23 protein-coding genes are annotated in these 26173 nt (G+C 37.3%); 20 read left to right on the plus strand and 3 right to left on the minus strand.

Going from position 1 to position 26173, the window contains the following annotated elements; translation table 11 throughout:
- Positions 1-4016, plus strand: a 4016-nt coding sequence (locus LMB57_RS08095; RefSeq protein ID WP_473964534.1) for an MSCRAMM family adhesin, incomplete at its 5' end; no start/stop codon positions are given.
- Positions 4017-4082: 66 nt separating this feature from the next.
- Here LMB57_RS08095 and LMB57_RS08100 read toward each other — a convergent pair.
- Positions 4083-5486 carry a C69 family dipeptidase gene (locus LMB57_RS08100; protein WP_229271052.1) on the minus strand — a complete coding sequence of 468 codons (1404 nt, stop codon included), beginning with the start codon at positions 5484-5486 and terminating at the stop codon, positions 4083-4085.
- Positions 5487-5623: 137 nt separating this feature from the next.
- Here LMB57_RS08100 and LMB57_RS08105 point away from each other — a divergent pair, with 137 nt between their 5' ends.
- The 4 genes from LMB57_RS08105 (at position 5624) to LMB57_RS08120 (ending at position 9912) form a co-directional block, all read left to right on the plus strand.
- Positions 5624-7453: a cation:proton antiporter domain-containing protein gene (locus LMB57_RS08105; protein WP_229278168.1), complete on the plus strand. Its 1830-nt coding sequence runs from the start codon at positions 5624-5626 to the stop codon at positions 7451-7453.
- Positions 7454-7532: 79 nt separating this feature from the next.
- Entirely contained in the window at positions 7533-7718 is a 186-nt protein-coding gene (locus tag LMB57_RS08110) for a 2-hydroxymuconate tautomerase (RefSeq protein WP_065533034.1), read from the plus strand.
- Between the two features lie 134 nt (positions 7719-7852).
- Complete coding sequence (gene glpK, locus LMB57_RS08115; RefSeq protein WP_229278169.1) at positions 7853-9355, plus strand: glycerol kinase GlpK; 1503 nt, start codon at positions 7853-7855, stop codon at positions 9353-9355.
- Between the two features lie 44 nt (positions 9356-9399).
- Positions 9400-9912 (plus strand): hypothetical protein, encoded by a 513-nt coding sequence (locus LMB57_RS08120; protein WP_324255233.1) that lies wholly within the window; start codon positions 9400-9402, stop codon positions 9910-9912.
- 42 nt (positions 9913-9954) lie between these two features.
- Here the strand turns inward: LMB57_RS08120 and LMB57_RS08125 are convergent, their stop codons facing one another.
- Complete coding sequence (locus LMB57_RS08125; RefSeq protein WP_035151494.1) at positions 9955-10191, minus strand: hypothetical protein; 237 nt, start codon at positions 10189-10191, stop codon at positions 9955-9957.
- A gap of 9 nt (positions 10192-10200) precedes the next feature.
- A complete protein-coding gene (locus tag LMB57_RS08130) occupies positions 10201-10776 on the minus strand; it encodes a helix-turn-helix domain-containing protein (RefSeq protein WP_229278170.1) in 576 nt (191 codons plus the stop codon).
- A gap of 217 nt (positions 10777-10993) precedes the next feature.
- Between LMB57_RS08130 and LMB57_RS08135 the strand changes: the two genes are divergently transcribed.
- The 15 genes from LMB57_RS08135 to LMB57_RS08205 all read left to right on the plus strand — a co-directional run bounded on the left by LMB57_RS08135 (position 10994) and on the right by LMB57_RS08205 (position 26090).
- Positions 10994-11716 carry a hypothetical protein gene (locus LMB57_RS08135; RefSeq protein ID WP_229278171.1) on the plus strand — a complete coding sequence of 241 codons (723 nt, stop codon included), beginning with the start codon at positions 10994-10996 and terminating at the stop codon, positions 11714-11716.
- 107 nt (positions 11717-11823) lie between these two features.
- Positions 11824-12222: a winged helix-turn-helix transcriptional regulator gene (locus tag LMB57_RS08140; protein ID WP_229272287.1), complete on the plus strand. Its 399-nt coding sequence runs from the start codon at positions 11824-11826 to the stop codon at positions 12220-12222.
- A gap of 396 nt (positions 12223-12618) precedes the next feature.
- The gene (locus LMB57_RS08145; RefSeq protein ID WP_229278172.1) at positions 12619-13614 is read left to right on the plus strand and encodes an LCP family protein; all 996 of its coding nucleotides are present in this window, start codon (positions 12619-12621) and stop codon (positions 13612-13614) included.
- A gap of 19 nt (positions 13615-13633) precedes the next feature.
- The gene (locus LMB57_RS08150) at positions 13634-14509 is read left to right on the plus strand and encodes a YveK family protein (protein ID WP_124216390.1); all 876 of its coding nucleotides are present in this window, start codon (positions 13634-13636) and stop codon (positions 14507-14509) included.
- A gap of 12 nt (positions 14510-14521) precedes the next feature.
- Positions 14522-15271: a CpsD/CapB family tyrosine-protein kinase gene (locus LMB57_RS08155; protein WP_229278173.1), complete on the plus strand. Its 750-nt coding sequence runs from the start codon at positions 14522-14524 to the stop codon at positions 15269-15271.
- A 22-nt stretch (positions 15272-15293) separates the two neighbouring features.
- A complete protein-coding gene (locus LMB57_RS08160; RefSeq protein WP_229278174.1) occupies positions 15294-15944 on the plus strand; it encodes a sugar transferase in 651 nt (216 codons plus the stop codon).
- Between the two features lie 55 nt (positions 15945-15999).
- On the plus strand, positions 16000-16449 hold the full coding sequence (gene pssD / locus LMB57_RS08165; protein WP_086118379.1) for a PssD/Cps14F family polysaccharide biosynthesis glycosyltransferase: 450 nt from the start codon (positions 16000-16002) through the stop codon (positions 16447-16449).
- A gap of 13 nt (positions 16450-16462) precedes the next feature.
- Positions 16463-16960, plus strand: coding sequence for a glycosyltransferase (locus LMB57_RS08170; protein ID WP_124216387.1), 498 nt, complete (start codon positions 16463-16465; stop codon positions 16958-16960).
- A gap of 17 nt (positions 16961-16977) precedes the next feature.
- On the plus strand, positions 16978-18942 hold the full coding sequence (locus LMB57_RS08175) for an HAD family hydrolase (RefSeq protein WP_229278175.1): 1965 nt from the start codon (positions 16978-16980) through the stop codon (positions 18940-18942).
- An 11-nt stretch (positions 18943-18953) separates the two neighbouring features.
- Positions 18954-20057 (plus strand): glycosyltransferase, encoded by a 1104-nt coding sequence (locus tag LMB57_RS08180; protein WP_185290968.1) that lies wholly within the window; start codon positions 18954-18956, stop codon positions 20055-20057.
- Positions 20058-21253: 1196 nt separating this feature from the next.
- A complete protein-coding gene (locus tag LMB57_RS08185) occupies positions 21254-22270 on the plus strand; it encodes a glycosyltransferase family 2 protein (protein ID WP_124216385.1) in 1017 nt (338 codons plus the stop codon).
- Positions 22271-22487: 217 nt separating this feature from the next.
- Positions 22488-23420: a hypothetical protein gene (locus tag LMB57_RS08190; RefSeq protein ID WP_229278176.1), complete on the plus strand. Its 933-nt coding sequence runs from the start codon at positions 22488-22490 to the stop codon at positions 23418-23420.
- On the plus strand, positions 23417-23959 hold the full coding sequence (locus LMB57_RS08195; RefSeq protein ID WP_229278177.1) for a serine O-acetyltransferase: 543 nt from the start codon (positions 23417-23419) through the stop codon (positions 23957-23959). Before LMB57_RS08190 ends, LMB57_RS08195 begins: the two co-directional genes overlap by 4 nt.
- Complete coding sequence (locus LMB57_RS08200; protein ID WP_124216382.1) at positions 23956-24690, plus strand: glycosyltransferase family 32 protein; 735 nt, start codon at positions 23956-23958, stop codon at positions 24688-24690. Before LMB57_RS08195 ends, LMB57_RS08200 begins: the two co-directional genes overlap by 4 nt.
- Positions 24687-26090, plus strand: coding sequence for a lipopolysaccharide biosynthesis protein (locus LMB57_RS08205; RefSeq protein ID WP_229278178.1), 1404 nt, complete (start codon positions 24687-24689; stop codon positions 26088-26090). The genes LMB57_RS08200 and LMB57_RS08205 overlap by 4 nt, the downstream gene beginning before the upstream one ends.
- The last annotated feature ends 83 nt before the right edge of the window (positions 26091-26173 follow it).

The raw sequence follows: 26173 nt of genomic DNA on the forward strand, positions 1-26173 counted from the left end.
CGTTGAGTCAAAGTGAAAGTGCTTCGACCTCGTTGAGTCAAAGTGAGAGTGCTTCGACATCCTTAAGTCAAAGCGAAAGTGCCTCGACCTCACTCAGTCAGAGCGAGAGTGCCTCAACATCGTTGAGCCAAAGTGAAAGTGCGTCAACTTCACTCAGCCAAAGCGAAAGTGCGTCAACTTCACTCAGCCAAAGCGAAAGTGCGTCAACTTCACTCAGCCAAAGTGAAAGTGCGTCAACTTCACTTAGTCAAAGTGAAAGTGCCTCAACCTCATTGAGTCAGAGTGAAAGTGCCTCAACTTCGCTCAGCCAAAGTGAGAGTGCATCAACGTCACTGAGTCAGAGCGAAAGTGCCTCGACATCGTTAAGTCAAAGTGAGAGTGCATCAACGTCACTTAGTCAAAGTGAAAGTGCCTCAACATCGTTGAGCCAAAGTGAAAGTGCATCAACTTCACTCAGTCAAAGTGAAAGTACTTCGACATCCTTAAGTCAAAGCGAAAGTGCCTCGACCTCACTTAGTCAAAGTGAAAGTGCATCAACTTCACTCAGCCAGAGCGAAAGTACTTCGACCTCGTTGAGTCAAAGTGAAAGTGCCTCGACCTCACTTAGCCAAAGCGAGAGTGCCTCAACTTCACTCAGTCAGAGTGAAAGTGCGTCAACGTCACTTAGCCAAAGTGAGAGTGCATCAACTTCACTCAGCCAAAGCGAAAGTGCCTCGACATCACTGAGTCAAAGTGAAAGTGCCTCGACCTCGTTGAGTCAAAGTGAAAGTGCCTCAACGTCACTTAGTCAGAGTGAAAGTGCTTCGACATCCTTAAGTCAAAGTGAGAGTGCATCAACTTCACTCAGCCAGAGCGAAAGTACTTCGACCTCGTTGAGTCAAAGTGAAAGCGCCTCGACCTCACTTAGCCAAAGCGAAAGTGCCTCAACCTCATTGAGTCAGAGTGAGAGTGCCTCAACTTCACTCAGTCAAAGTGAAAGTACTTCGACATCATTGAGTCAAAGTGAGAGTGCCTCGACCTCGCTTAGCCAAAGTGAAAGTGCTTCGACATCGTTGAGCCAAAGTGAGAGTACTTCGACATCCTTAAGTCAGAGCGAAAGTACTTCGACATCGTTGAGTCAACGTGAAAGCGCCTCGACCTCACTTAGCCAAAGCGAGAGTGCATCAACATCGTTGAGCCAAAGTGAAAGTGCATCAACTTCACTCAGTCAGAGTGAAAGTGCATCAACGTCGCTTAGTCAAAGCGAGAGTGCCTCGACCTCGTTGAGTCAAAGTGAAAGTGCTTCGACCTCGTTGAGTCAAAGTGAGAGTGCTTCGACATCCTTAAGTCAAAGCGAAAGTGCCTCGACCTCACTCAGTCAGAGCGAGAGTGCCTCAACCTCATTGAGTCAGAGTGAGAGTGCCTCAACCTCATTGAGTCAGAGTGAGAGTGCCTCAACTTCACTCAGCCAGAGCGAAAGTACTTCGACATCATTGAGCCAAAGTGAAAGTGCCTCGACATCACTTAGCCAAAGTGAAAGTGCCTCAACCTCATTGAGTCAGAGTGAGAGTGCATCAACATCGTTGAGCCAAAGTGAAAGTGCCTCGACATCACTTAGCCAAAGTGAAAGTGCCTCAACTTCACTCAGTCAAAGTGAAAGTACTTCGACATCATTGAGTCAAAGTGAGAGTGCCTCGACCTCGCTTAGCCAAAGTGAGAGTGCTTCGACATCCTTAAGTCAGAGCGAAAGTACTTCGACCTCGTTGAGTCAAAGTGAAAGCGCCTCGACCTCACTCAGTCAGAGCGAGAGTGCATCAACATCGTTGAGCCAAAGTGAAAGTGCATCAACTTCACTCAGTCAGAGTGAAAGTGCATCAACGTCGCTTAGTCAAAGCGAGAGTGCCTCGACCTCACTCAGTCAGAGCGAGAGTGCATCAACATCACTTAGCCAAAGTGAAAGTGCATCAACGTCGTTGAGTCAAAGTGAAAGTGCGTCAACGTCACTTAGTCAGAGTGAAAGTGCATCAACATCACTTAGTCAGAGTGAAAGTGCATCAACATCACTTAGCCAAAGTGAAAGCGCATCAACCTCACTCAGCCAAAGCGAAAGTGCCTCGACCTCACTGAGTCAGAGTGAGAGTGCCTCGACATCACTTAGCCAAAGTGAAAGTGCGTCAACGTCGTTGAGTCAAAGTGAAAGTGCGTCAACCTCATTGAGTCAGAGTGAGAGTGCATCAACCTCGTTGAGCCAAAGTGAAAGTGCCTCAACCTCGTTGAGTCAAAGTGAGAGTGCATCAACTTCACTGAGTCAGAGTGAAAGTGCATCAACGTCACTCAGCCAAAGTGAGAGTGCTTCTACATCCTTAAGTCAGAGTGAAAGTGCATCAACGTCGCTTAGTCAAAGCGAGAGTGCCTCGACATCGTTGAGCCAAAGTGAAAGTGCATCAACTTCACTCAGTCAAAGTGAGAGTGCCTCAACCTCATTGAGTCAGAGTGAGAGTGCGTCAACGTCGTTGAGTCAAAGCGAAAGTGCCTCAACCTCATTGAGTCAGAGTGAGAGTGCATCAACTTCGCTTAGCCAAAGTGAAAGTGCTTCGACATCGTTGAGCCAAAGTGAGAGTGCTTCGACATCCTTAAGTCAGAGCGAAAGTACTTCGACCTCGTTGAGTCAAAGTGAAAGCGCCTCGACCTCACTCAGTCAGAGTGAAAGTGCATCAACGTCACTCAGCCAAAGTGAGAGTGCTTCTACATCCTTAAGTCAGAGTGAAAGTGCATCAACGTCGCTTAGTCAAAGCGAGAGTGCCTCGACCTCGTTGAGTCAAAGTGAAAGTGCTTCGACCTCGTTGAGTCAAAGTAAGAGTGCTTCGACATCCTTAAGTCAAAGCGAAAGTGCCTCGACCTCACTCAGTCAGAGCGAGAGTGCCTCAACCTCATTGAGTCAGAGTGAGAGTGCCTCAACTTCACTCAGCCAGAGCGAAAGTACTTCGACATCATTGAGCCAAAGTGAAAGTGCGTCAACGTCGTTGAGTCAAAGTGAAAGTGCGTCAACCTCATTGAGTCAGAGTGAGAGTGCCTCAACGTCGTTGAGCCAAAGTGAAAGTGCATCAACCTCGTTGAGTCAAAGTGAGAGTGCATCAACTTCACTGAGTCAGAGTGAAAGCGCATCAACGTCGTTGAGCCAAAGTGAAAGTGCATCAACGTCACTCAGTCAAAGCGAAAGTGCCTCAACCTCATTGAGTCAGAGTGAAAGTGCATCAACGTCACTCAGCCAAAGTGAGAGTGCTTCTACATCCTTAAGTCAAAGCGAAAGTGCATCAACATCGTTGAGTCAAAGTGAGAGTGCCTCGACATCACTTAGCCAAAGTGAAAGTACTTCAACTTCACTCAGTCAAAGCACCTCGGCTTCATTAAGCACCAGCGAATCAGTTTCCGCTTCAATCAGTGGCTCAACTAGTGATTCGGCAGTAAACCCACACCCAGATAACCCGTCTGAGTCAATTAGCGATTCAGTATCAATGTCGATTAGTACGAGTGAATCGATTTCAGTAAGCTCAAGTACATCCGCTTCGACAAGTGCTAGTCTTTCACCTTCAACAAGTGGAAGCACCTCGATTAATCCTAGTGAAAGTACTTCAACTTCAATTAGTAATTCTTCATCGATAAATGGATCAGAATCTACTAGCGGTAGTCAATCGCCAGTAACACCATTCCCAGATAACAGTGGCTCTGGTTCAATGTCGACGAATGGGTCTGGAAACGGCTCAGCTTCATTGAGTTTGAGTATTACTAACAGTACGAATGCTTCCGGTCTTGAAAATACAAATGCATCTGTTGCTGATAAGCACACAACTGTTGACTTAACTGCCCAAAACTCAGTTGAAAACAGTAATGTAAATAAGACCAGTCAGCAAAACAAGAAGCTTCCACAAACTGGTAATGCTAGTCAAACAACGGCTGAATTGCTTGGCCTGATGTCATTAGAAGCAGTCTTACTCTTGTTAATGGCGAAGAAGAAAAAGCACAACGAAGATAAATAATTAGGTGCACACAAAAAGCAGCCCCTAAGCTGGAAATTCCAACTTAGGAGCTGCTTCTTTTTTGTCTTACAGATTCTCATCCGTATTAAAATTTAATTCACAATAATCAGTCATCTTCGTAATTAGTTCAAGGCTTAATTTCTTGTAGGCATTCAATGTATCGGTGGCATAACCGTCACTTTGCCGCGTTAAGAAGGTTGCTCGTGCTTCTCCTTTGAGGCTTGGGAGGCGACGATCAGTTTCGGCAATCATCTTAATGGCCGCGGCGTTTCGTTCCTTTTGTACGTCTCGTAATAATGGAAGAAAATCGTGCAGGTGGCTGTCAACTAGCACACTGGCATGCTTGAAAATCCAGTAAGCAGAGTTGAGCTGGGCCGGCAGCTTCCCACGCTTGTAAGGAGCTGGCGTATCAGTAATACCGTTGAAGAATGGCACATAGGTACTTTCGGCAGCGACCCCCATTGCTAACCAGTGAATATTGGCACCCGGCCGGTTCATCTGTAAAATATGTGACTCTTGGGTCTTTGCTAAACTAATTGGCCGATACTTATGAGCGTGTTCACCGTGACCAAGGGGATCGAATTCAGTTCCCTCATAATGGTTACTGAGATAGTTTTGGGCATCAAAAATCGATAACTTATGATCCGGTTTCATGATAAATGGCAATTCGGTTGATTCTGGTGTCTCATCCGTTGCTTGCTGGGGGCTAAACATTTGGTGACCAACCCATACCCGCGGTTCAGAATAAATCGCGTCTGACCGATCAGCAGTCCCAAAGATCTTGCGGAAGTTAAAACTCGCTGGATCTGGGTTCAAGTCGTGCTTCTCAACGAATTCTTGAATTCCCGGATGGAACATAAAATTATTCGGATCATTAAAGTCGATTTCTTGAATTGCCAGTTGGTTGGCAACCACCGCATATGCATCATCTGGAATCCGTTGCGCAACCCAGTAGTGACCTGCACCGGTTTCAAAGTACCAAGCCTCGTCATTGTCAGCGAAAAGTACCCCGTTCGTTTCACCGGTTCCATACTTCGCAATCAAGTTACCGAGACGTTGAACTCCTTCACGTGCCGTCTTAACATATGGCAGAACCACAGTGATCATCGCTTCTTCATTTAACCCATTTTCAACAAGCGGATCATAACCCAAGACGAGAGGATTAGAATAAGCACTTTCAGTTGCACTCATTGCCACATCATATTCATTAATCCCGTCTTCTTCAAATAAACCATCTTTATCTGTCCATTCAGGAGTAGCCGTATACCGAGCGCTTTCTTCTGGCAAGTCCAGCTCTAAACGGGTATCCTTAGAGATGAAGTGGCTAGGCATTTCCCCACGCTGGTGAACAACCATGTGCTTAGGCCATGCAGCTTTAGCATCTTCATTTCGACCGATCATGATCGTGCCGTCGATACTAGCGTCCTTTCCAATTAATATACTTGTACATGCAGTTAATTTATTCCCCATAGATAATAAATTCTCCTTTTGTGTAATATATTAATTGTACCGCGAACCATGATTTAAGTCGATTTAGTTAGAATATTTTAATTTCAAGTTAAGAAGTATATAATATTGCTGTATAAAATAGGAAAGGAGAAAGAAATATGCAACAATTATCACTGTTAATCGTTATGTTAGCGGCGTTAATTATTCCTATTATTATGGCGCGGTTTAAAGTTTCTTCAATTCCGACCGCCATTGCTGAAATTATTACGGGAATTATCCTTGGGAAAAGTTTTTTAAATATCGTTAACCCCAATTGGACATTGAATTTCTTATCATCGTTGGGGGTTATTATGTTGATGTTTTTGTCCGGGATGGAGATTAATTTTGACCTGTTCCGGAAAACACCCGGAAAAAAGCGTGATAGTAAATCGCCCGTAATTATGGCTTCACAGGCATTTGGCCTCATTGTTATTTCTTCATTTGTGTTTGCTTTAATTATTAGCCGTTTGCACTTATTTAGCGATATTTTGTTAGCGACAATTATTTTTTCAACCATCGCGCTCGGCGTTGTTATCGCAACATTAAAGGAAAAGGATATTTTACAAAAGCCAGTGGGACAGACCCTATTATTGACAGCGGTACTAGGAGAAGTGGTCCCGATGCTCGCATTGACCTTCTATGCATCTATTAATGGGGGCAATGCCAAGCGATTAGGCTTAATTGTTTTTCTTTTCTTGGCAGCCTTTTTCCTCTTGAGGCGTTTTAAGCAACCGTTTATTTGGTTTAATAAAATTTCCAAATCAACCACTCAACTTGATATTCGGTTAGCTTTCTTCTTGATATTTACCTTAGTAACAATTGCCGAAACGGTGGGGGCAGAAAATATCCTGGGGGCCTTCTTAGCTGGGATGGTCATGAAACTACTTGAACCAAGTGAAGCAACTGAAGACCGTTTAAACTCAATTGGTTATGGTTTTCTGATCCCGTTCTTCTTTATCATGACAGGTGACCGCCTTGACTTGAAGAATTTATTTGCTAACCACCAAGCGCTAGCCCTCATTCCGATTTTGGTCATCGGCTTTTTACTTGCTAAATTGCCAACCATGTTCATTTATCGGCGGCGTTTTAAGCCTCGCAATTCATTTGCCGGCAGCTTTTTAGTAGCGACAACGATTACCTTGGTATTACCAACCTTGCAAGTTGCGCGAAATTTGCATGCAATTACTAGTGCGCAATCTGATGCCTTTACATTGGCCGCAGTAATTGTCTGTATCATTGCGCCAATCGTCTTTAATTCAATGTATAAGCTTGAAAAATCCGATTTGATCAAGCAAAAAGTTAATTTTATGGGGACCAATACCTTAACTGTTCCGATCTCTCAGCAATTATATAAGAATTGGTATGACGTGCGGATGGTTACAGATAATGAAAATAACTTCAAGACATATAATAGTCAGGTAAAGCATTTAGAATATCTGCCTACCCTTGATGCGGAGGCTCTGGAGCAAGGAGGATACTTTGATTGTGATATTGTTGTTGTTGGGTTCTTAAATGATCATAAGTCAGCGCGTTTAGCTCAGATCGCCAAAGAACATGGAGTAAAACGGGTTATTGCCAGCCAAAACAATCCGCGGTTGGACCCGAAAGATATTAGTATGCTCCGTGAAAAAGGGATTGAAATCTTTAATAGTTTCAATGTTCAAAGCAGTGTCTTGCGGGCGTTGATTGAGTCACCATTGATCTTGCGGATGCTGACCGATACCGAAGCTGGACTATATGAAGCAACCGTTCTTAATTCACGTTATACTGGGCGTGAACTGCATACATTGCCATTTGTTAATGACATTACGATTAGTCGGATCTTCCGGAATCACAAGCCAATCGACCCGCATGGTGATACGATTATCGAGTATGGTGATCATATCCTCTTTACTGGGGACCGGAAAGCAGCTGAAAGAGTTCGCGAGGCTTTACGCGGCGTTAATTAAAATATTTTTCGTCAATGTAATTGCCGGAAAAGCGCTCTTATGGTAAGATTTTAAATGAATTTAGAAGGAGGCACGGATTATGCCATTAGTTCATATTGACTTAATTGAAGGCCGGACCGATGAGCAATTAAAAGCTCTCGTAAAGGATGTTACAGCAGCAATTTCAAAGAATGCCAATGTTCCTGCCGAACGGGTGCATATCGTGTTGAATGAGATGCGCAAAGACCGCTATAGTGTAGCTGGTAAGATGGTCAGCGACAAGTAACAACAAGAGAGTCATCGGGGGAGGCAGTTCAGTCTTTGCACGGTGGCTTTTTTGTATGATCTAAAATCCATCAAGTTTCTACCTATATAATAGGAAGAAACTGCTCGCAAGTAGTAGCGAAAGGATGAATATAATTGAGTGAACAACAATATATCATGGCGATTGACCAAGGAACGACGAGCTCACGGGCGATTATTTTTGACCATGACGGAAATAAGGTTGCGATCAGTCAACAGGAATTTCCCCAATATTTCCCACAACCAGGGTGGGTCGAACACGATCCTCTGGAGATTTGGGATAGTGTCCAGTCGGTGATTTCAAACGTAATGATTAAGTCCCAGATCAAGCCCTATAAGATTGCGGCGATTGGGATTACTAACCAACGGGAAACAACGGTTATTTGGGATCGGCATACTGGTAAGCCGATTTATAACGCAATTGTCTGGCAATCGAAGCAAACAAGCGATATTGCCGAACAATTGATTAAAGATGGTTATAAGGACATGATCCACCAGAAGACTGGCTTGGTGATTGATTCGTATTTCGCGGCTACCAAGATCAAGTGGATCCTTGACCATGTCCCTGGTGCCCGGGAAAAAGCGGCGAAGGGAGACTTGATGTTCGGGACCATTGATACTTGGTTACTATGGAATTTATCGGGACGGCGCGTTCATGCAACGGACGTGACCAATGCCAGCCGGACGATGCTTTTTAATATCCATACCCTCGATTGGGATCAAGATATCCTCGACTTGCTTGATATTCCGCAGTCGATCCTACCAGAAGTAAAGCCAAGTTCAGCCATTTACGGTTATACTGGGGATTACCACTTCTATGGGGTGCAGATTCCGATTGCCGGGATTGCAGGTGACCAACAAGCAGCCCTCTTTGGTCAAGCAGCCTATGATAAAGGTTCAATCAAGAACACCTATGGGACCGGAGCCTTCATCGTCATGAATACGGGACTAAAACCCACACTTTCGGATAACGGCTTGTTGACGACGATTGCGTACGGCCTGGACGGGCAAACCCATTACGCGCTTGAAGGAAGTATCTTTGTGGCCGGGTCTGCCGTCCAATGGTTGCGGGATGGCCTCAAAATGTTTAATAAGGCAAGCGAGTCCGAACAAATGGCTGTCGATGCCAAGACAACTGGCGGCGTTTATGTTGTCCCAGCTTTTACGGGATTGGGAGCACCGTACTGGGATCAAGAAGTGCGAGGAGCAATGTTTGGCCTTACCCGCGGAACTGAACGAGGGCACATCATTCGTGCAACCTTGGAAGCTATTGCCTACCAGACCAAAGATGTTGTCGATACGATGGTCAAGGACACCCAATTACCACTAATAGCACTAACCGTTAATGGGGGCGCTTCACGGAATAACTTCATGATGCAGTTCCAGGCCGATATCCTCCAAACACCAATCAAGCGGGCAGCAATGGAAGAAACAACCGCGCTGGGAGCAGCCTTCCTTGCTGGATTAGCCGTTGATTTCTGGCAAGATCAGGATGAGTTACGGAAACTATCACGAATTGGCGACCAGTTTGATCCGCAGATGGATTCGCAAAAGGCAGCTGACTTGTATCGGGGATGGCAACGGGCCATTGCAGCTGCACAGTTTTATGGGAAAGATTAACTAAAACCACCGATCACCATTCAACAAACTAATATAAAAGGAAAATGAGAGAAATGAAAATGAAAACACCGGTTCAGATGACTGATGATTTGGCGCACTTTATTAAGGAAACCCGGGAAGACACGGCTTTCCCTCATGAATCACTCTATGTTGATTTGTTAGAACAGTGGAAAGTGTTAAGTCGTTACCAACTAGAATACGCTGATAAGGAAAGCAAACGCCTCTACAATGCGTACTGGAACTCCATGTCACACTGGTATAAGATTTTTGACAAAGAACGGGAACATTTATTAGAACCAACCGCTTTGCCAAGTGAGGAGTTAATGGACTTTTACTCGGGGCTGATTGAAGATCTCATGGATCATGTTCTTAGTCTGGTACCACCATCGCCCCATTCGACGATTATTAAACTAACTGACTTCCGCGTCTTATTGAGTAATGAGTTACAAAAGATTACTCAACTCGACCTCGGAATTCAAGGCCCAATTGACTTTGCGATGATCATGGATTATTGGAAGATGTTGGGTGAAAGTTTTGACCGCGAAAAGATCAAGTAAGAGAATAGAAAAAACAGGTCTGGAGCAATCCAGACCTGTTTTTTAATTAATCCATTTTTGCAAGTAGTCAATCAATACTTTCGCGTCTTCTTTTGTCAGTGCAAAAGTATTATCATGGCTGATATTATCAAAATCAATATTTGACACCAGCATTTGCAGCTCAGGTTCGTCAGCGTTCTGATAAATACTAAGTTCATTAACGCACTCATCATCACGATCTTCGCCATCATATTTAATATGAAGCCACTTAGCTTGCTGATCAATTTCATGTTTTTCCACATTCTCACCTCAAAACTCTCCTTTCATTTTAGCACGAAGCTGGTGGGCACGGGTAATTACTCCGCGCCGCCATTGCGAAACGGCTGCCCGGCTGACACCATACTCATCCGCAATCTGTCGGTCACTTAAATGGTGGTTGAGTTTGGCGATCAAATACCGTTGTTGAATGTGGGGACAGTGATGATAGAGGTAGTTAAGAAAGTCACTATTTTCTAGATGGGCAAATGGCGCGGTCGCTGAATGGTCGACCATTATATTGTCAAAGTCATGATCATCTTCTTCGTTATCGAGGGTGTAATTAAAAAGAAAACACTCAAGTTGTTGCCGGCGTAACCGATCCAGTAACCGCCAGCGCATTCGTTGGTAAGCAAAGCACATTAAGTCCCGTTCGTTTTCGACCTCATCTTTCTCCTGTAAAAAGTCAGCGTAGGCCTGAGCAAAGATAATCGAAGCATCTTGGACAAAATCATCATAGTCATCTCGGCGTGGTGAGATCCCGAGACTCTTCAATACTCCATGGACAATCGTGATCCGCTTATCACTCATCAGAAAAGTTAAACCGTCAGAAATTTTTTGGTAATTCATTGTTGAGAACATCCTTTGTAAATATTCTCAAGAGCTCTTGAGTACCGTTAACTTACCAAAAAATCTATTGTCTTAGCGAACGATAAAATAGCGTAAAAGTGTTCTAAAAAGACGTTGACAGGGCGGATTTATCCCAGTATCTTAATATTCAAGTTAAAAGTGAATCGTTTTACAGCGAATTTTCACTTTTTTAAGACTTGTTTGGAGGGAGATAATTGTGGTTCGTAAAATTATTGATATGAGCATGCTAGATAAACTACAAATTGATGGGGAGGTTGCAAACTATCTAGTTCAGTGGGATAACACTTTGTTGCTAACGGCTTACGATCAAAATCGGACGTTTGTTTTAACCGCGGATGGGGAACAGTTGCTTATTCGGGAGCAGTTGAAAGATGTTCTTAGTCGTTTTGCACAGGCAAATCTAATTTATGAGTATGAAATGGAAGTGCATTTCGCCAAGGTTGGTTGCCAAACACGGGGGTATGTGGCCGGTCACCAGCGGTTAGTGCCAACTTGTGGATCATCAAATGCCCAGGTTATTTATTACATGGTCCATTTGATGGAAAGTGCTAGTGAGTTAGAGAGTGATAAGAGAGTAGAAATGATCATGAATGGACGAGAAGGAGACAAATATCATGTTCAAATTGCTACCTCTGAGCGCACTTTTCGGCGAATTGTAAGTGCCGCTGATGAAGTTGCTAATGACCAGCTTTCCCTCTTTGAATACTGGATGTATCGCCTTGGAAAGATGAAAAGGGAGATCTTCGAACGAACCTATTTTGGTGATTATTGCGTTTACACGAAGCTTCGTAAGCTGGCACTCAATCTTTCTATCCAAACAGTTTTACATATTCTAAATAAGGCTCATAAGAAGGTATACGGTGAAGAAACGCCAGCTGAACTTGTTAAAGAAGTGAAGCGGGTGATAAATAAATTTTGATGGAGAAATTATCATAAAAATGCACAATCAATAAACATTAGTCCATTAGCTTGTTATAATAGGTGGTGAAGAGGAGTAGCTATAAGTAATAGAATGGAGCATTTTTTATGACTGAAAAGAAAGATGAGTGTGGCGTAAAATACACACTAGATGTTTTAGAAGATCGATGGCAACCACGGATTATCTTTTGGTTAGGCTTTCGGCCATTTACCGTTGAGGAATTACATCAATTGCTACCAGATTTAACAGATGTTGCTCTTAAAGAGGAAATAACATCCTTGCAGAACTTGCGAATTGTTAATCCAGTTCTTGATGAAGAAAATAAGTATTCATTGACCGATGATGGTAATGACTTGCGTAACATGATCTTAACCATGAGTGTCTGGGGTCGGCAGCAAATGGATGACTCTGCTAACCGGGTTTCCACGCAGATTGTTGAGCCGGAAAAAGATGCCAGTATGTCAGAGCTGATAAAGTATAACGAACAATTGAATAAGTATATGTAATTAGAAGGGTGCCTAAGAAAAATTTCTTGGGCACTTTTTATTAGGCAAAATAGCAAAATTTGAAGTTTGTAACTAAATTGAAATAAACAGGTGGTTAACAATCGGCATTCGCTATTGGCCCGCTAAAAGGCTGATATAATCACAAGGAGAGCGATAAGGGATTTAATGATTTGTCAAAAGTGTGAAAAAGTTATGAAATTCTTCCTTGACTATCGATGGTACATTCTTAATAATGGATTAAGTAATTATAAAATTTGATTGGCTGACAACTGATAGTGAAAAAGCTCGCAACTTGTTATTTACCATTGTTAGTGTAGGTTTCCAGTAATGTAACTTGTTGCACTAGTGGACTTTTTTAGGTTGAAGCTGTCAGTCACGGTATGGGAGAAATTTTTTATGTCAGACGAAAATAATCGACCCTTGAATAATGATGATGATGCTATGCAACGACAACAACATCATCACCACAGACATCATCGGCGTCACCGGGGATGGAAAATCTTCTGGTCAGTCGTTGGTGTTTTAGTATTGATTGCGTTGTTTTTTGCGGGAATGGCATGGCATAATCTGAAGTCAACGACCGATGATATGTATAGTAGCGCAGGTGCTACCAAGTCCCGAGATGCACAAAAGGTGCTTGATCAAAAGAAGCCCGTTTCAATCCTCCTATTAGGAACTGATACCGGGGCGCTTGGTCGAGATTATAAGGGTCGGACGGATACGATCATGGTAATGACCTTGAATCCAAAGACGAAGACGACCACGATTGTTAGTCTTCCCCGGGATATGAAGGTTAACTTACCGGGTTATCCGCAATATTCACCAGCAAAGATCAATGCTGCTTATACTTATGGGGGAGTCAAGGAATCAATTAATACGATTCAAGACCACTTCGATATTCCAATTGACTACTATGTGTTAGTTAACATGGGTGGTTTGGAAAAGGCAATCAACCAAGTCGGTGGGGTTGATGTAAAGTCACCATTGACGTTTGATTATGAAGGCTATCACTTTGAAAAGGATGAGACCTACCATATGAACGGAAAAAAGGCCCTTCAATTCAGTCGGATGCGGTATGATGATCCAGACGGTGACTATGGTCGGCAACAACGGCAACGGTTAGTAATCACTGCTTTGCTTAAGAAGTCCGTTTCATATAAGATGGTCCTTAACCGGTCATTCTTACGGTCAGTATCTGATAACTCACAAACCGATTTGACCTTCAATGATATGATGCGGTTAGCGCAAAGCTATCGTGATACGAACGAACACATCGCTCAAGATCATGCGCAAGGGCGAGGGCAAAATGAAGACGGTCAAGCCTTTGAAGTGGTGCCAACGAGCGAGCAACAACGGATCACTAATTTATTACAAAATAGTCTAAAAAATTAATACATGAGGAGTAGAAGTCGTGAATAGTTCACAACAAACAGCGAATAATACAATTGATTTGCATCGGTTAATGATGCTCTGTCGTAAACATATTAAGATGTTAATTATCTGGACATTACTAGCCGGAGTGCTGGGATATGTCGTCGCACAGTTCGTCGTGGTACCAAAGTATACCGCAACGACAGAAATCTTGGTTAACCAAAAGCATGAAAATAACGATAATGGTCAGGCCTATAATAATCAGCAAGCGGATATCCAAATGATTAATACCTACAAGGATATCATTACTAACCAAGTGATTCTGAGTAAGGCAAGTAAGCAACTTAAGAATCCAGTTCGTGTTATTAAACCTGCACAAAAAGCAGTTTATCGGACTAATGCGGATGGTACACGGAAGTTGATCAAGGAAGCCCAACCGGCAGTCGTTGAACGTGGTGGTAAAAGCTATAACCTTTCAACTAATGAATTGAAGAAGGCTATCAGTGTGCAAACTCAACAAAATTCACAGGTCTTCTCCCTCCAAGTTAAAACCGATGATCCACAAGAATCGGCAGTAGTTGCTAATACCGTTGCTAATGTCTTCAAGCAACAAATCAAGAAGATCATGAGTGTGAACAACGTAACAATAGTTTCACGGGCAAGTATGCCAGACGAACCATCATTCCCTAATAAGAAGTTATTCGCCTTGGCTGGAGCGGTCTTAGGTTTGATTCTCAGTTTCTTATACATCCTGCTCGGCGACTTAATGGATACCAGTGTGCATGATGATGATTACCTCACGAATGAACTAGGCTTAACTAATCTTGGCCATGTGAACCATATTGAGATGAGTCGAGACTTTAAAGTTAATAATCAAGAAAGTCGGCGCCAAAATAACGGTAATCGACGGGTTTAAGGAGGAGAGAATATGTCATTATTTCATCGAACACAACAACAATCAACAGATACCATGGATAATGGGGCCAAATTGATTACTGTTGCTCACCCGAAGAGCCCAATTTCTGAACAGTTCCGGACGATTCGGACCAACATTAACTTCATGGCGATCGATAAGCCGATCAAGACTTTAGCGATGACCTCAGCTAACGTGAGTGAAGGTAAGTCTACCGTAACGGATAACGTTGCCGTAGTATGGGCACAAACAGGACAAAGAGTATTATTAATTGATTCGGATTTACGGCGCCCAACCCTTCACGCCACTTTTAACAAGAGTAATCAACACGGGTTAACGACGATCCTAACTAGCGGTACTAATTCCGTTGATTTACGCGAAATTATTCAACCAAGTGGCGTTGATAACCTTGATATCTTAACAGCCGGTCCCATTCCACCTAATCCAGCAGAACTTTTGAATTCACAACGGATGAAAACGTTACTGGATACGGTTAAAGGCATTTACGATATGGTCATTGTGGATGTGCCACCAATGTTAGAAGTTACCGATACGCAAATCCTTTCACGTCACCTGGATGCAGTTGTTTTAGTTGTGAAACAAGGACAAACTCAGAAGTTAGCCGTTAAGCGGGCCGTTGAATTATTGAACTTAGCACATGCTAATTTACTGGGTTACGTAATGAATGATGTTAATGCCGATGGCGATGCTGCTTATGGTTATGGATATGGTTACGGCTACGGTTACGGAGAGGATAATAAATAAAAAATAATGGGGGGTGAAATTATTGGAAAGCAAAGTTGCTTTACTAAATCGAGATAAAATAAAATCACGTTTTATTTATCATGGTATCAAGCGGGTATTTGACCTTTTGGCAGCTACTTGTGGAATTATAATCTTGAGTCCCTTAATGCTTATTATTGCGCTTTTAATAAAATCTGAAGATCACGGACCGGTTTTTTATAAGCAAAAGCGGATTGGACAAAATGGTAAAGCATTTGAGATGTATAAATTTCGTTCCATGTTTGTGAATGCTGATCAAATGTTAGCTGAGCTTAAAGAACAGAATGATGTTGAAGGACCAATGTTTAAAATGAAAGATGACCCACGGATAACGCAAATTGGTCATTTTATCCGTAAACATAGTTTAGATGAATTACCGCAATTTTTAAATGTAATTAAAGGTAATATGAGTTTGGTTGGTCCACGACCACCATTACCTTCCGAAGTTGCTGAATACAGTGATTATGATAAACAGCGATTATATGTGATTCCTGGTTGTACTGGTTTGTGGCAGGCAACTGAAAGAAATGAAGTAGGATTTAATGAAATGGTTCAGTTAGATATTCAATATATTCAAAAAGCTAGTTTTATTTTTGATTTATGGATCATTTGGAAAACTGTAGTAGTAATGTTTAAACCTAATGAATCATATTAACTAAAATGGTAATGAAGTTTAGATTCATTACCATTTATTTTTAGAGGTGATAATTATGAAAGTTTGTTTGGTAGGATCAAGCGGTGGACACTTAACGCATTTATATATGTTAAAACCGTTCTGGGAAAATAAAAAAAGGTTTTGGGTGACTTTTGATAAAGAAGACGCTCAGAGTAAATTGAAAAAAGAGAAAAAATACTTCTGTTATTATCCTACAAATAGAAATCTTAAGAATCTAATCAGAAATACTTTTTTAGCTATTAAGGTCTTAAAAAAAGAGAAGCCTGATTTGATAATTTCTAGTGGAGCAGCAGTTGCAGTGCCGTTTTTTTATATTGGTAAATTAATGGGTGCTAAATTAGTTTATATAGAGGTTTTTGATAGATATAATAAACCAACATTGACAGGACGACTAGTTTATCCTATTGTTGATAAATTTATAGTTCAGTGGGACGAAGAAAAGAAAGTATATCCTAAGGCAATTAATTTGGGCAGTATATTTTAAGAGGTATTTATAAATGATTTTTGTTACAGTTGGAACTCATGAGCAATCTTTTAATAGGCTTTTAGAAGAAATTGACAAGCTAGTTGAAAAATCTTTTATTGAAGAGAAGGTAGTTGTACAGACAGGATATAGCAGCTATATACCAAAAAATTGTGAATATCACAAATTTCTTTCGCTACATGAAATGGAACAAAAGCTAAAAGAAGCGAGAATAGTTATAACACATGGAGGACCTGCTAGTTTTATAGCATCATTGCAAATTGGAAAGATTCCGATTGTGGTTCCTCGACAAGAAAAATATGGTGAACACATAAATAATCACCAAGTAGAGTTCGTGAAATTAATAGATGAAAAGATGAATAATATTATTCCAGTTTATGATATTTGCACACTAAAAGACAAAATATTGAATTATGATAAAATTTCAAATTCTGATATTAATACGATTAAGTCAAATAATGCTCAATTTATTAAGAAATTTGAAGAGATAGTAGATAGTCTTTTTGCTTAACAATTGGGGGATTAATTTTGAAAAAAATAAAAGAATACATAAAAGAAAAAAAAGATAGTGGAGCTATGCCAAGGTTAGGTGAATTAATACATTCTATTGAAAATTACTCCTATATATCTTTTGACATTTTTGATACTTTATTAAAGAGAAATGTAAGAAATCCTGCAGATATTTTCAGCTTGATTCAAATTAAAATTGGTGATTTAGAAGATAACTTTAAGGAAAAGCGAATAGAAGCAGAAAAAAGGGCACGTGAAAAAAATAATAATGAGATTACTTTAAAAGAGATTTATGACAATTATGATGCAACAGAACCGGTAAAAGAAAAGTTAAAAATAGCAGAGTTGAGCACTGAAAAGGCATGCTTAATTGCTAATCCATATATGCTTGAATTCTTTAATTATTGTAAAGCACATAAAAATGTTTACATTATATCGGATATGTATTTACCAAAATCATTTATAGAGAATGTTCTAAAGCAAAATGGAATTACGGGTTATAAGAAACTATATGTTTCTTGTGAAGAAGGAAAAACTAAAAGTAATGGATCACTATTTGATTTATATATAAAGCAAGAAGCAATTAATCCTCAAGAAGCAATTCATATTGGGGATTCATGGAAATCCGATTATAGAGAGCCAAAAAGAAAGGGTTTATCAGCACTGCATATTCCTCGTATCGTAAAAGACGATTCTGATGTTTTTAAAGGTACACAAATTAACCTTAATTATCTTAATGCATCAATCAATAATAGAACAAAAGTAAATGCAGATCCTTATTTTAGATTTGGATATCAAAAATTTGGGCCATTTTTGTGGGGATACGCTAAATGGATTCATGATATGCTGAAAAAAGCGAATATTAAGAAAGTGTACTTTTTTTCAAGAGATGGTTTTATTATGATGAAAGCCTTTAATTTGCTTTATAAAAAAGAAGATATAGAAGTACACTATTTGGAAGTTTCGAGACGAAGTTTGAGAGTTCCAATTTTACATTTCAATCATAGTTTTGAAACTATTATGGGAATGGTTTCACCATCGAAAATGATTTCATTAGTTTCAATCTTTGACTGTGTTGGGTTGGACATAAATAATTATAATGATCTTTTAAAAAAATATGGTTTCAATAAAAATGAATTTTTTGATAGAAAAACAATTCTTAATAATTCAGCTTTACGTAAACTATATGATGATCTTTCTCAAGATATAGAGAATAAATCTAATGAAGAATATACAGAACTAGTTAAGTATTTAAGGCAAGAAAATGTAAAAGGAAAATTTGGGATTGTTGATATTGGCTGGTCTGGTGGAATGCAAAGATTTCTTACAGAAACATTGGATCAATTAAAAATTACCAATGATATATATGGGTATTATATTGGTGTTGCAAATTACTATATTAGAAATGTAAAAGTAATTCCTAACTTAAACTTGAATGGCTATCTATTTGATTTTAAAAATAATAAGAATGCTAAAGATAAAAGAAGTAGTTTTGTTGGTTTGTTTGAAACCCTTTTTCTGGAACAAGCTGGTTCTGTAAAAAATTATGCAATGGAAAATGATAAAGTAGTTGCTAAGAGAGAAAACTATGAATACGTTATAGATGGTAAAGAGACGAGAGAACTTAGGTCGGTACGTCAAGTTCAAAAAGGAGCATTACAATTTGTAGAAGATGCAAAACATGACGAAATTTTAAATCTTTTGCTTAATTATAGTGCTGACGAGTTATTTGAAGGATTACGAAATACAGGGCAAAATCCTAAGAAAGAAGATATAGAACTCTTTAGCGAATTTCGCTTCTTTGATGAGGGAAAAACAGGAAGGTTAGCAAATCCTAGAAAATTAATTTACTATGTATTCAATCCCCAAGAATTCAAGAGAGATTTTTTGTTATCTCGTTGGAAAACTGGATTTATGAAAAAAATGTTAAAACTTAATCTGCCATATCAGCAATTATATTTATGGTTATTACAATTTAAATAAGGATGTTTTTTATGAAAAAAAGAATATTAGTAATTGGGTTAACTGAACGAATGGGTGGAGTAGAAACATTTATTTATAATACAACAAAATTTTCTAACCAAAATAAATACGAATATGATTTTCTTGTTCACGGAACAGACCATACAGTTTTTCAAAATGAAATAACTGAATTTTATAATGGGAAAAATCACTTTTACTTTATTCCTAGTTTTAAGAAGAGCCCTATTCAAGCAATAAAGGCGTTATTTTCATTTTATAAAAAAAACGGTAATAAGTATGACTTTGTCCATTTAGAAACGGGAGCAGCCTCAGAAGTTGTTTATGTTTTTCCTTTCTGCCTTTTTAACCGATTTAAATTAATTTCTCATAGCCATAATGGAGGAGGTTATTCTCCAGTCATTAATTCTTTATTTAGACCAATAATTAACTTAAGTTCTTCCATTCGTTTGGCATGTTCTGCAGAGGCTTCCAATTGGTTATTTGGTTCAAACAATATTGATAAAGTTAAAATTATTAATAATGGTATAGACACAAATCGTTTCAAGTTTAATGCAGTAGCCAGAAAAAGGATAAGGGATCAATACCATATTAATGAAAATACCTTTGTCATTGGACATATTGGTCGATTTTCCGAACAGAAAAATCATAAATTTATTATCGAAATTTTTTCAGAAATAAAAAAGGTAAGGCCAAATTCAAAGTTAATGTTAATAGGTGTTGGAGAGTTACAACCTTCTATAAAGAAATTAGTGAAGTCATTAAAATTAAATACAGATGTTATTTTTTGTAATCTGAAGTCAAATACTCAAGACTACTATAGCACATTTGATGTGTTTTTAATGCCGTCTCTTTATGAAGGATTACCAGTTGTCGGAATTGAGGCTCAGTCTGAAGGTTTGCCTTGTTTTTTCTCTTCTAAGATTTCAAATTTAATAAAAATAACTGATAATGCTAATATCCTTCTTTTAACTGATAGTGCAGAAAAATGGGCTAGTGAGATTGTATTATCATCTGCTTCAATAGAAAATCGAAAGGATTACGCAGGAATAGTTAAGGAAAAGGGCTTTTCTATTGAGTCAACCGTAAGAGAACTAGAAAAAACTTATGAAGCATAAATTTGAAAAAATACGAGTAAGTAGCATTCCAAAAATAGATGTATGAAAAAATCTAAACTTGATTTTAAGAGTTAGGTAACTTGAAAACTTTGGCCTTGGGTAAAACATACGGTCTCCTTAAGCACAAATACTTGTTTAAGCAAGATGTGACAAACTGCGATAAGTAAATGACAAGCGATTGTAATAGTTGACTTTTTGTTGGTCACTACATTCCTTCAATATAAAAGTATTTATTACTATAATATTCAAAATTCTTTTTGGAAGGAACGATAGTATGGATAAGGCTAACTAAAAGAGGCTTGATATTAACCAACCTTAGTGATTTTAGTTGAATGCTTCTTATTAGCTTGCTCGTCATTATAAAGGAAAGAGTAGTCAGAAATTCTTGATGTGATTTAGATTGTTTGACAGAAAGTCACAGCACAAAAGTGTGCTTGTAATTAAGTTACACCTTATTAGTTAGGTATAATCTTGTCTTTCATTGAACTAATAAAAATTTCTTTCATACTATACTAGTAATCCGTAAGTTAGACTAAGTTAAGCAGTTTTAATAACAATGTTTTGATAGTAAGAATTAAAGTATAAGGTTTATGTGGTAACGAAATAAGTCATGGGATTGCCGAATTTTTAGCAGTAAAATAAAATCGTTGGTTATTAAATTATGTTTGAAGAGATTATCAATTTATTTAGCGTTCTTCTTGAAAAGTTTTGAATGAGTTACGCAAGTATTATAAAACCTTTCAAAGACACTAAAAGTAGAAATTTAGTATTTACCGGTTGATTCCAAGTATACATTGAAACAGGAATAAAGCTCTAACTACTTTTGAATGAACTGGAGTTCTTTAGTGAAAGTAGAAAAGCGATAACGTGAGTAACATTGTAACAACCATCAGTAGTTGCAATAATAGCTACCACAAAAGTTTTGTGAACGTTAATTCCACAGCAATTAGGTTTATTAGCCTCCTTGAGAACCGAGAAGAGTCGATAAGTGGGACCACGAAGCCTTAAGTTTATACGTTCAAAATTGCAATTAATTGAGATTGAAAAGCTGGGCTACGCATAATTATTCAAGGCTACGAGATGAAGTCATGTATTTAAGCCCTTCTCAATGTTAAGTTTACGAAAAACTCCCGACAAGATGTCACTTTCATAATGGACTTGTGTCTTGAGCAGCTAGCGAAAGGAATGTTTATAAAATGGATAAAATAAGTATTGTGGTGCCGGTTTATAATGTAAAACAATATTTAAAAAGATGCGTAAGGAGTATTGAAAACCAAACTTATAGAAACTTAGAAATTATTTTAGTAGATGATGGATCTACAGATGGAAGTAGCGAAATTTGTGATAGTTTTACCGATAAGAGAATCAAAGTCATTCATAAGCCTAATGAAGGATTAGGACTATCCCGTAACGTTGGAATTAAAGAAGCAACTGGGAAGTATATTACTTTTGTAGATAGTGATGATTACATTGATAAAACTATGATATCTAATCTTTATAGTGAGATGATTAAAAATCATGCTGATACCTGTATCGGAGGATTTAAAAGAGTTTTTAAAAATAAAATAATTTCATATGCGAATCCTTTAGCAGGAAAAACGTTTGAGTATCCGCAAATTGTAAAAGAAGTACTTGCAAAAATGATGGGAAAAGCAAGTAGCATTGATGATCATATAGAAATGTCAGTTTGGAAAGTTTTATTTACACTTTCCGTCATTAAGAAAAGCAATATAAAATTCCCATCAGAAAGAGAATTTATAAGTGAGGATATTATTTTTGATACAGAGTATTATACAAAATGTAAAAAAGTTTGTATGAGTTCTGATACAGGTTACAACTATTGTGACAATAATGACTCATTAACTACTAGCTATAATCCTAACAGATTTGAATTACAGGTGAAATTATTTAAGGAATTACAAAAAAGAACAATTGAATTATCAATATATCCTTTTGTGGAGCAAAGGCTATATAATATGTTAATTGCTAATTCCAGATACTGTATCAAATTAGAACAAAAATTCTTACATATAAGAAAGGATACCTTGAAAAGAATTCTATTTATATGCTCGAATAGCACCCTACAGTATGCTTTGATTAGGTATAAGGTTAATGAGAAAAAAAGCTCAAAACTAATTAATAAATTAATAAAAAAGCGACGTGTTACGTCACTTTACTATATTATGTGGATAAAAAACACGTTTAATATTTAAAGGGTGGTGAGGGCATTTGCTAATAACTAAAGAGAAATTACCTGCTATGTTATTTTTTATTGTATCCGAAATTATGTACAGTTTTGAATTGACATATCTAAAACTACCAAGTGCTTTTTATAATGTATTACTATGTGTAACATTTATTCTTTTCGTTGTGTCTTTTCTTCAATCACAGTGGGACATGAGTAAATTAATTAAAGTAGGAATTATGTTATTGATTGGACTTGGAGTATATCTTTCATCAAAGGAATCATTGTATCTAATGCTTTTATTCTCAGCTATAGTAATGAATAATTTATCGTATAAAGAAGCTGTAAAAACTATATTTGTTACGCGATTAGTTATGACTTTATTAATTATTCTTTTTTCAATAGTGGGAATTATACCTTTAAATAAGATGGTAGTATCAAAAGGTATTTTTGGGTCAGCACTAGGATATGGATTAGGTTATATTCATCCTAATAATTTAGCTCAGGCTATTTTTGTATTGTGCAGTTTATATTTGTGCATAAACTATGACTCAATAAAAAAAAGAAAACTTGTAGTTATATTATTAATAGATGCTATTAGTTATGAAGTAACAAAATCAAAAACATCATGTATAATTTTACTAATTATTTGCATGTTATTGTTTTTAAATAACGACTTTACTAGTAAGATTATAAAAAAATTTACAATGCCTTACTTATCAATAGTGATCGGTCTTTCAATTTTTGGCCCAATGCTCTACACATTCTCAACTGGTAAGTTACAATCTATTGTATATTCATTAAATGGTTACTTAAATGGAAGATTTGTAAATGCAAGTAATATGTTCATAAGCTTTCCTATAACATTATTTGGGAAAATTATAAACTTAGATTATCTTCAAAGAATGTATGGATACAATGTTATCGACAATGGATATGTTTTTTTACTATTTGATTATGGGATTATCGGATTTTTATTAATTGTTTTTTTATATTTTTACTCTATCAGAAAATTAATACAAAAGAATCTAAATGTTTTTGTATTAATAATTGTCGGTTTTCTTTCTCTTGGAATGATGGAAAATGTAATTAGAGCAATGTTTATGAACTTTACAATGATATTCTGGTATGAATTTATTAATTCACAAAGAAATAACATGTTTGAGGAAAAATTATGAAAAAAAATATGATATATAAAGATAATAACTTTTTTAATGAGATACCTTTAAAAAGAAGAATCAAGCTCCATATAGTTAATGATCATTGGGTAGTAATAAAAAGATATTTTATTTTATTAAGAAAAGCTGAGTATTATAATCAAAAAAAAACGTTTATAAACAGAATAATGTCTTTATGGTTTACAAGAAGAAAAAATAGACTAGGAATAAAATTAGGTTTTTATATTCCTATAAATACTACAGATCCAGGTATCACTGTATGGCATAACGGAACAGTAGTAATAAATGGAGATGCACATATAGGTACCGGATGTATTTTTCATGGTAATAATTGTATTGGTAATAATGGTAAAGATTTAAAAGCACCAATTATAGGTAATAATGTTGAACTAGGAGTAGGTGCTTCTATTATTGGTGGAGTGAAAATAGCTAATAATGTTAAAATTGGAGCTGGAGCTGTAGTTCTATCTTCTTGTGAGGAAGAAGGAGTAACTTTAGTAGGGATTCCTGCTAGAAAAATTGGTGGTGAGAAAAAATGATTCCTAGAAAAATTCATTTCATTTGGTTAGGCGGAGGAAATTTAGATAAACAATCTTTAATATGCATTAATTCTGCAAAAAGAATTTTATCTAATTATCAAATAATTATCTGGACAGAGAAAAAGCTTGATCTTGAAAAGATTGCAAATGAGAATAGATTTTTAAGAGAATGCCTAAAAAGGAAACTTTGGGCATTTGTTTCAGACTATTTGAGATTATACGTACTTTACCATTATGGGGGAATATATTTAGATACGGATGTGCAAATTATAAAACCATTTAATAAAGAGATGCTTTCTAAAAGCTTTTTTGCAGGTCTTGAAGATAGAGATTTTGTAGGTACTGGAATAATAGGAGCGGAAAAAAATAGTCAAATAATTCAAAGACTCTTAGAATTTTATGAAAAAGAAATATGGAAAGTAAATTATTTCAACAATCCAATTATATTTAAGCATGTGTTAAAACAGATTAATAAATCAGAATATAATGCTAAAATATATTCTCAAGAATATTTCTCGCCATATGCACCAAGAAAAAATAACCTTTTTGTTAAAGTCACAAATAATACAACTACGATTCATTGGTATAATGCTAATTGGGGTATGAGTAGAAAAGGATATGTTTTTCTACAAACAAAACATTACAATAATTTTTTTATAAAAGAATTACAAATTTTAAAAAAGAATGTTGGATATTATAGGAAAAAATTTTTTAAGGGGGATACTGTGTGAAAAAATATATATATTTGATAAAAAATATGGGCCTATTAACGATAAGTAGTTTTGGATCGAAACTACTTAGTTTTTTTCTTGTGCCATTATATACAAGTATATTAACCACCAAGGACTATGGTATTTATGATGTCTTTAATACCACGATTATGCTATTAATACCAATATTAACTTCTGGAATGTTGGAAGCAGTACTTCGTTTTCCTCTAACTGATAAAAAAAATAAAAATGAAATATATCTTATAGGAGCCAAGCACTTGCTTCGAGGTTTTATCATTCTTGTATTAATTTATTTAGTTAATTATTTTTTTTCGGTTAGTATTATCCTAAAACAATATGGAATATTATTCTTGGCTATGTATTTTACTGCTGCAGCATCTCAATTATTGCAAAATTATGCACGAGGAATCGAAATGGTCGCAGCGCTAGCAATTTCAGGAATTATAGGAGCAGTTACTGTAATAGCTTTGAACATTTGGTTTCTTATATTCCTTAAGTGGGGATTAGTAGGATATTTCCTTGCTAATATAGTCGGAATGCTTTTAACGACAATTTATTTACTTTTTGCGCTTAGCGTATGGAAAATTAATCCCTTTAAGAAAATTACAAATAAAAAGCTTGAAAAGTCTATGATAGACTACGCCATTCCCACTATAGCTAATTCGATTAGTTGGTGGGTAAATAATGCAGCAGATAGATATATAATTATTGGACTATTTGGGTTAGCAACTAATGGTATTTATTCTGTAAGTTATAAAATTCCTTCTATTATGACAGTATTTCAGAATATATTTAATCAAGCTTGGTCTATTTCAGCTGTTCAAGAATTTGATCCGAATGATAGCAAAGGATTTTACAAAAATATTTATAGGATGACTAATTTTTTTATGGTTATAGTATGTTCTGGCTTGATTTTAACTACAAAGATTTTTGCTAAGATTTTGTATCAAGGTCAGTTTTATACTGCTTGGAAATATGTGCCTTTTTTATTAATATCTGTACTTTTCGGATCACTAGTTGGGGTTCTAAGCGGGGTTTTTGTTGCTGTAAAAGATAGTAAAAGATTGGGCGTAAGTACGGTAATCGGTGCTTTTATAAATATTGTCAGTGGTGTACTATTATCACTGATATTTGGACCAATCGGAGCAGCACTAGGAACTACACTTTCATATGTAGTTGTTTGGATAATAAGGTTAATTGATATTAGAAAGTATATGCATTTATCTATTAATTTATGTCGTGATATTTGTACTTATATATTACTTTTTATTCAAGCATTATGTATTTTATTTACTAAAAGTACAATGACAACATATTTACTACAGACTATTTTTTTCTTTATAATTCTTATTACTAATTATGAAGAAGTTAGAACCCTTCTTAAGAAAATCAAGCATTAATTACTAATATAAGATCTACTTTTGCAATAAGTTATCCTATTATTCTAGGTGTATTCTTCAGATTGACAGAAATTCAACTATGT

Origin of the sequence: Limosilactobacillus secundus, from assembly GCF_020784695.1 — a bacterium.
GTDB lineage: Bacteria > Bacillota > Bacilli > Lactobacillales > Lactobacillaceae > Limosilactobacillus > Limosilactobacillus reuteri_F.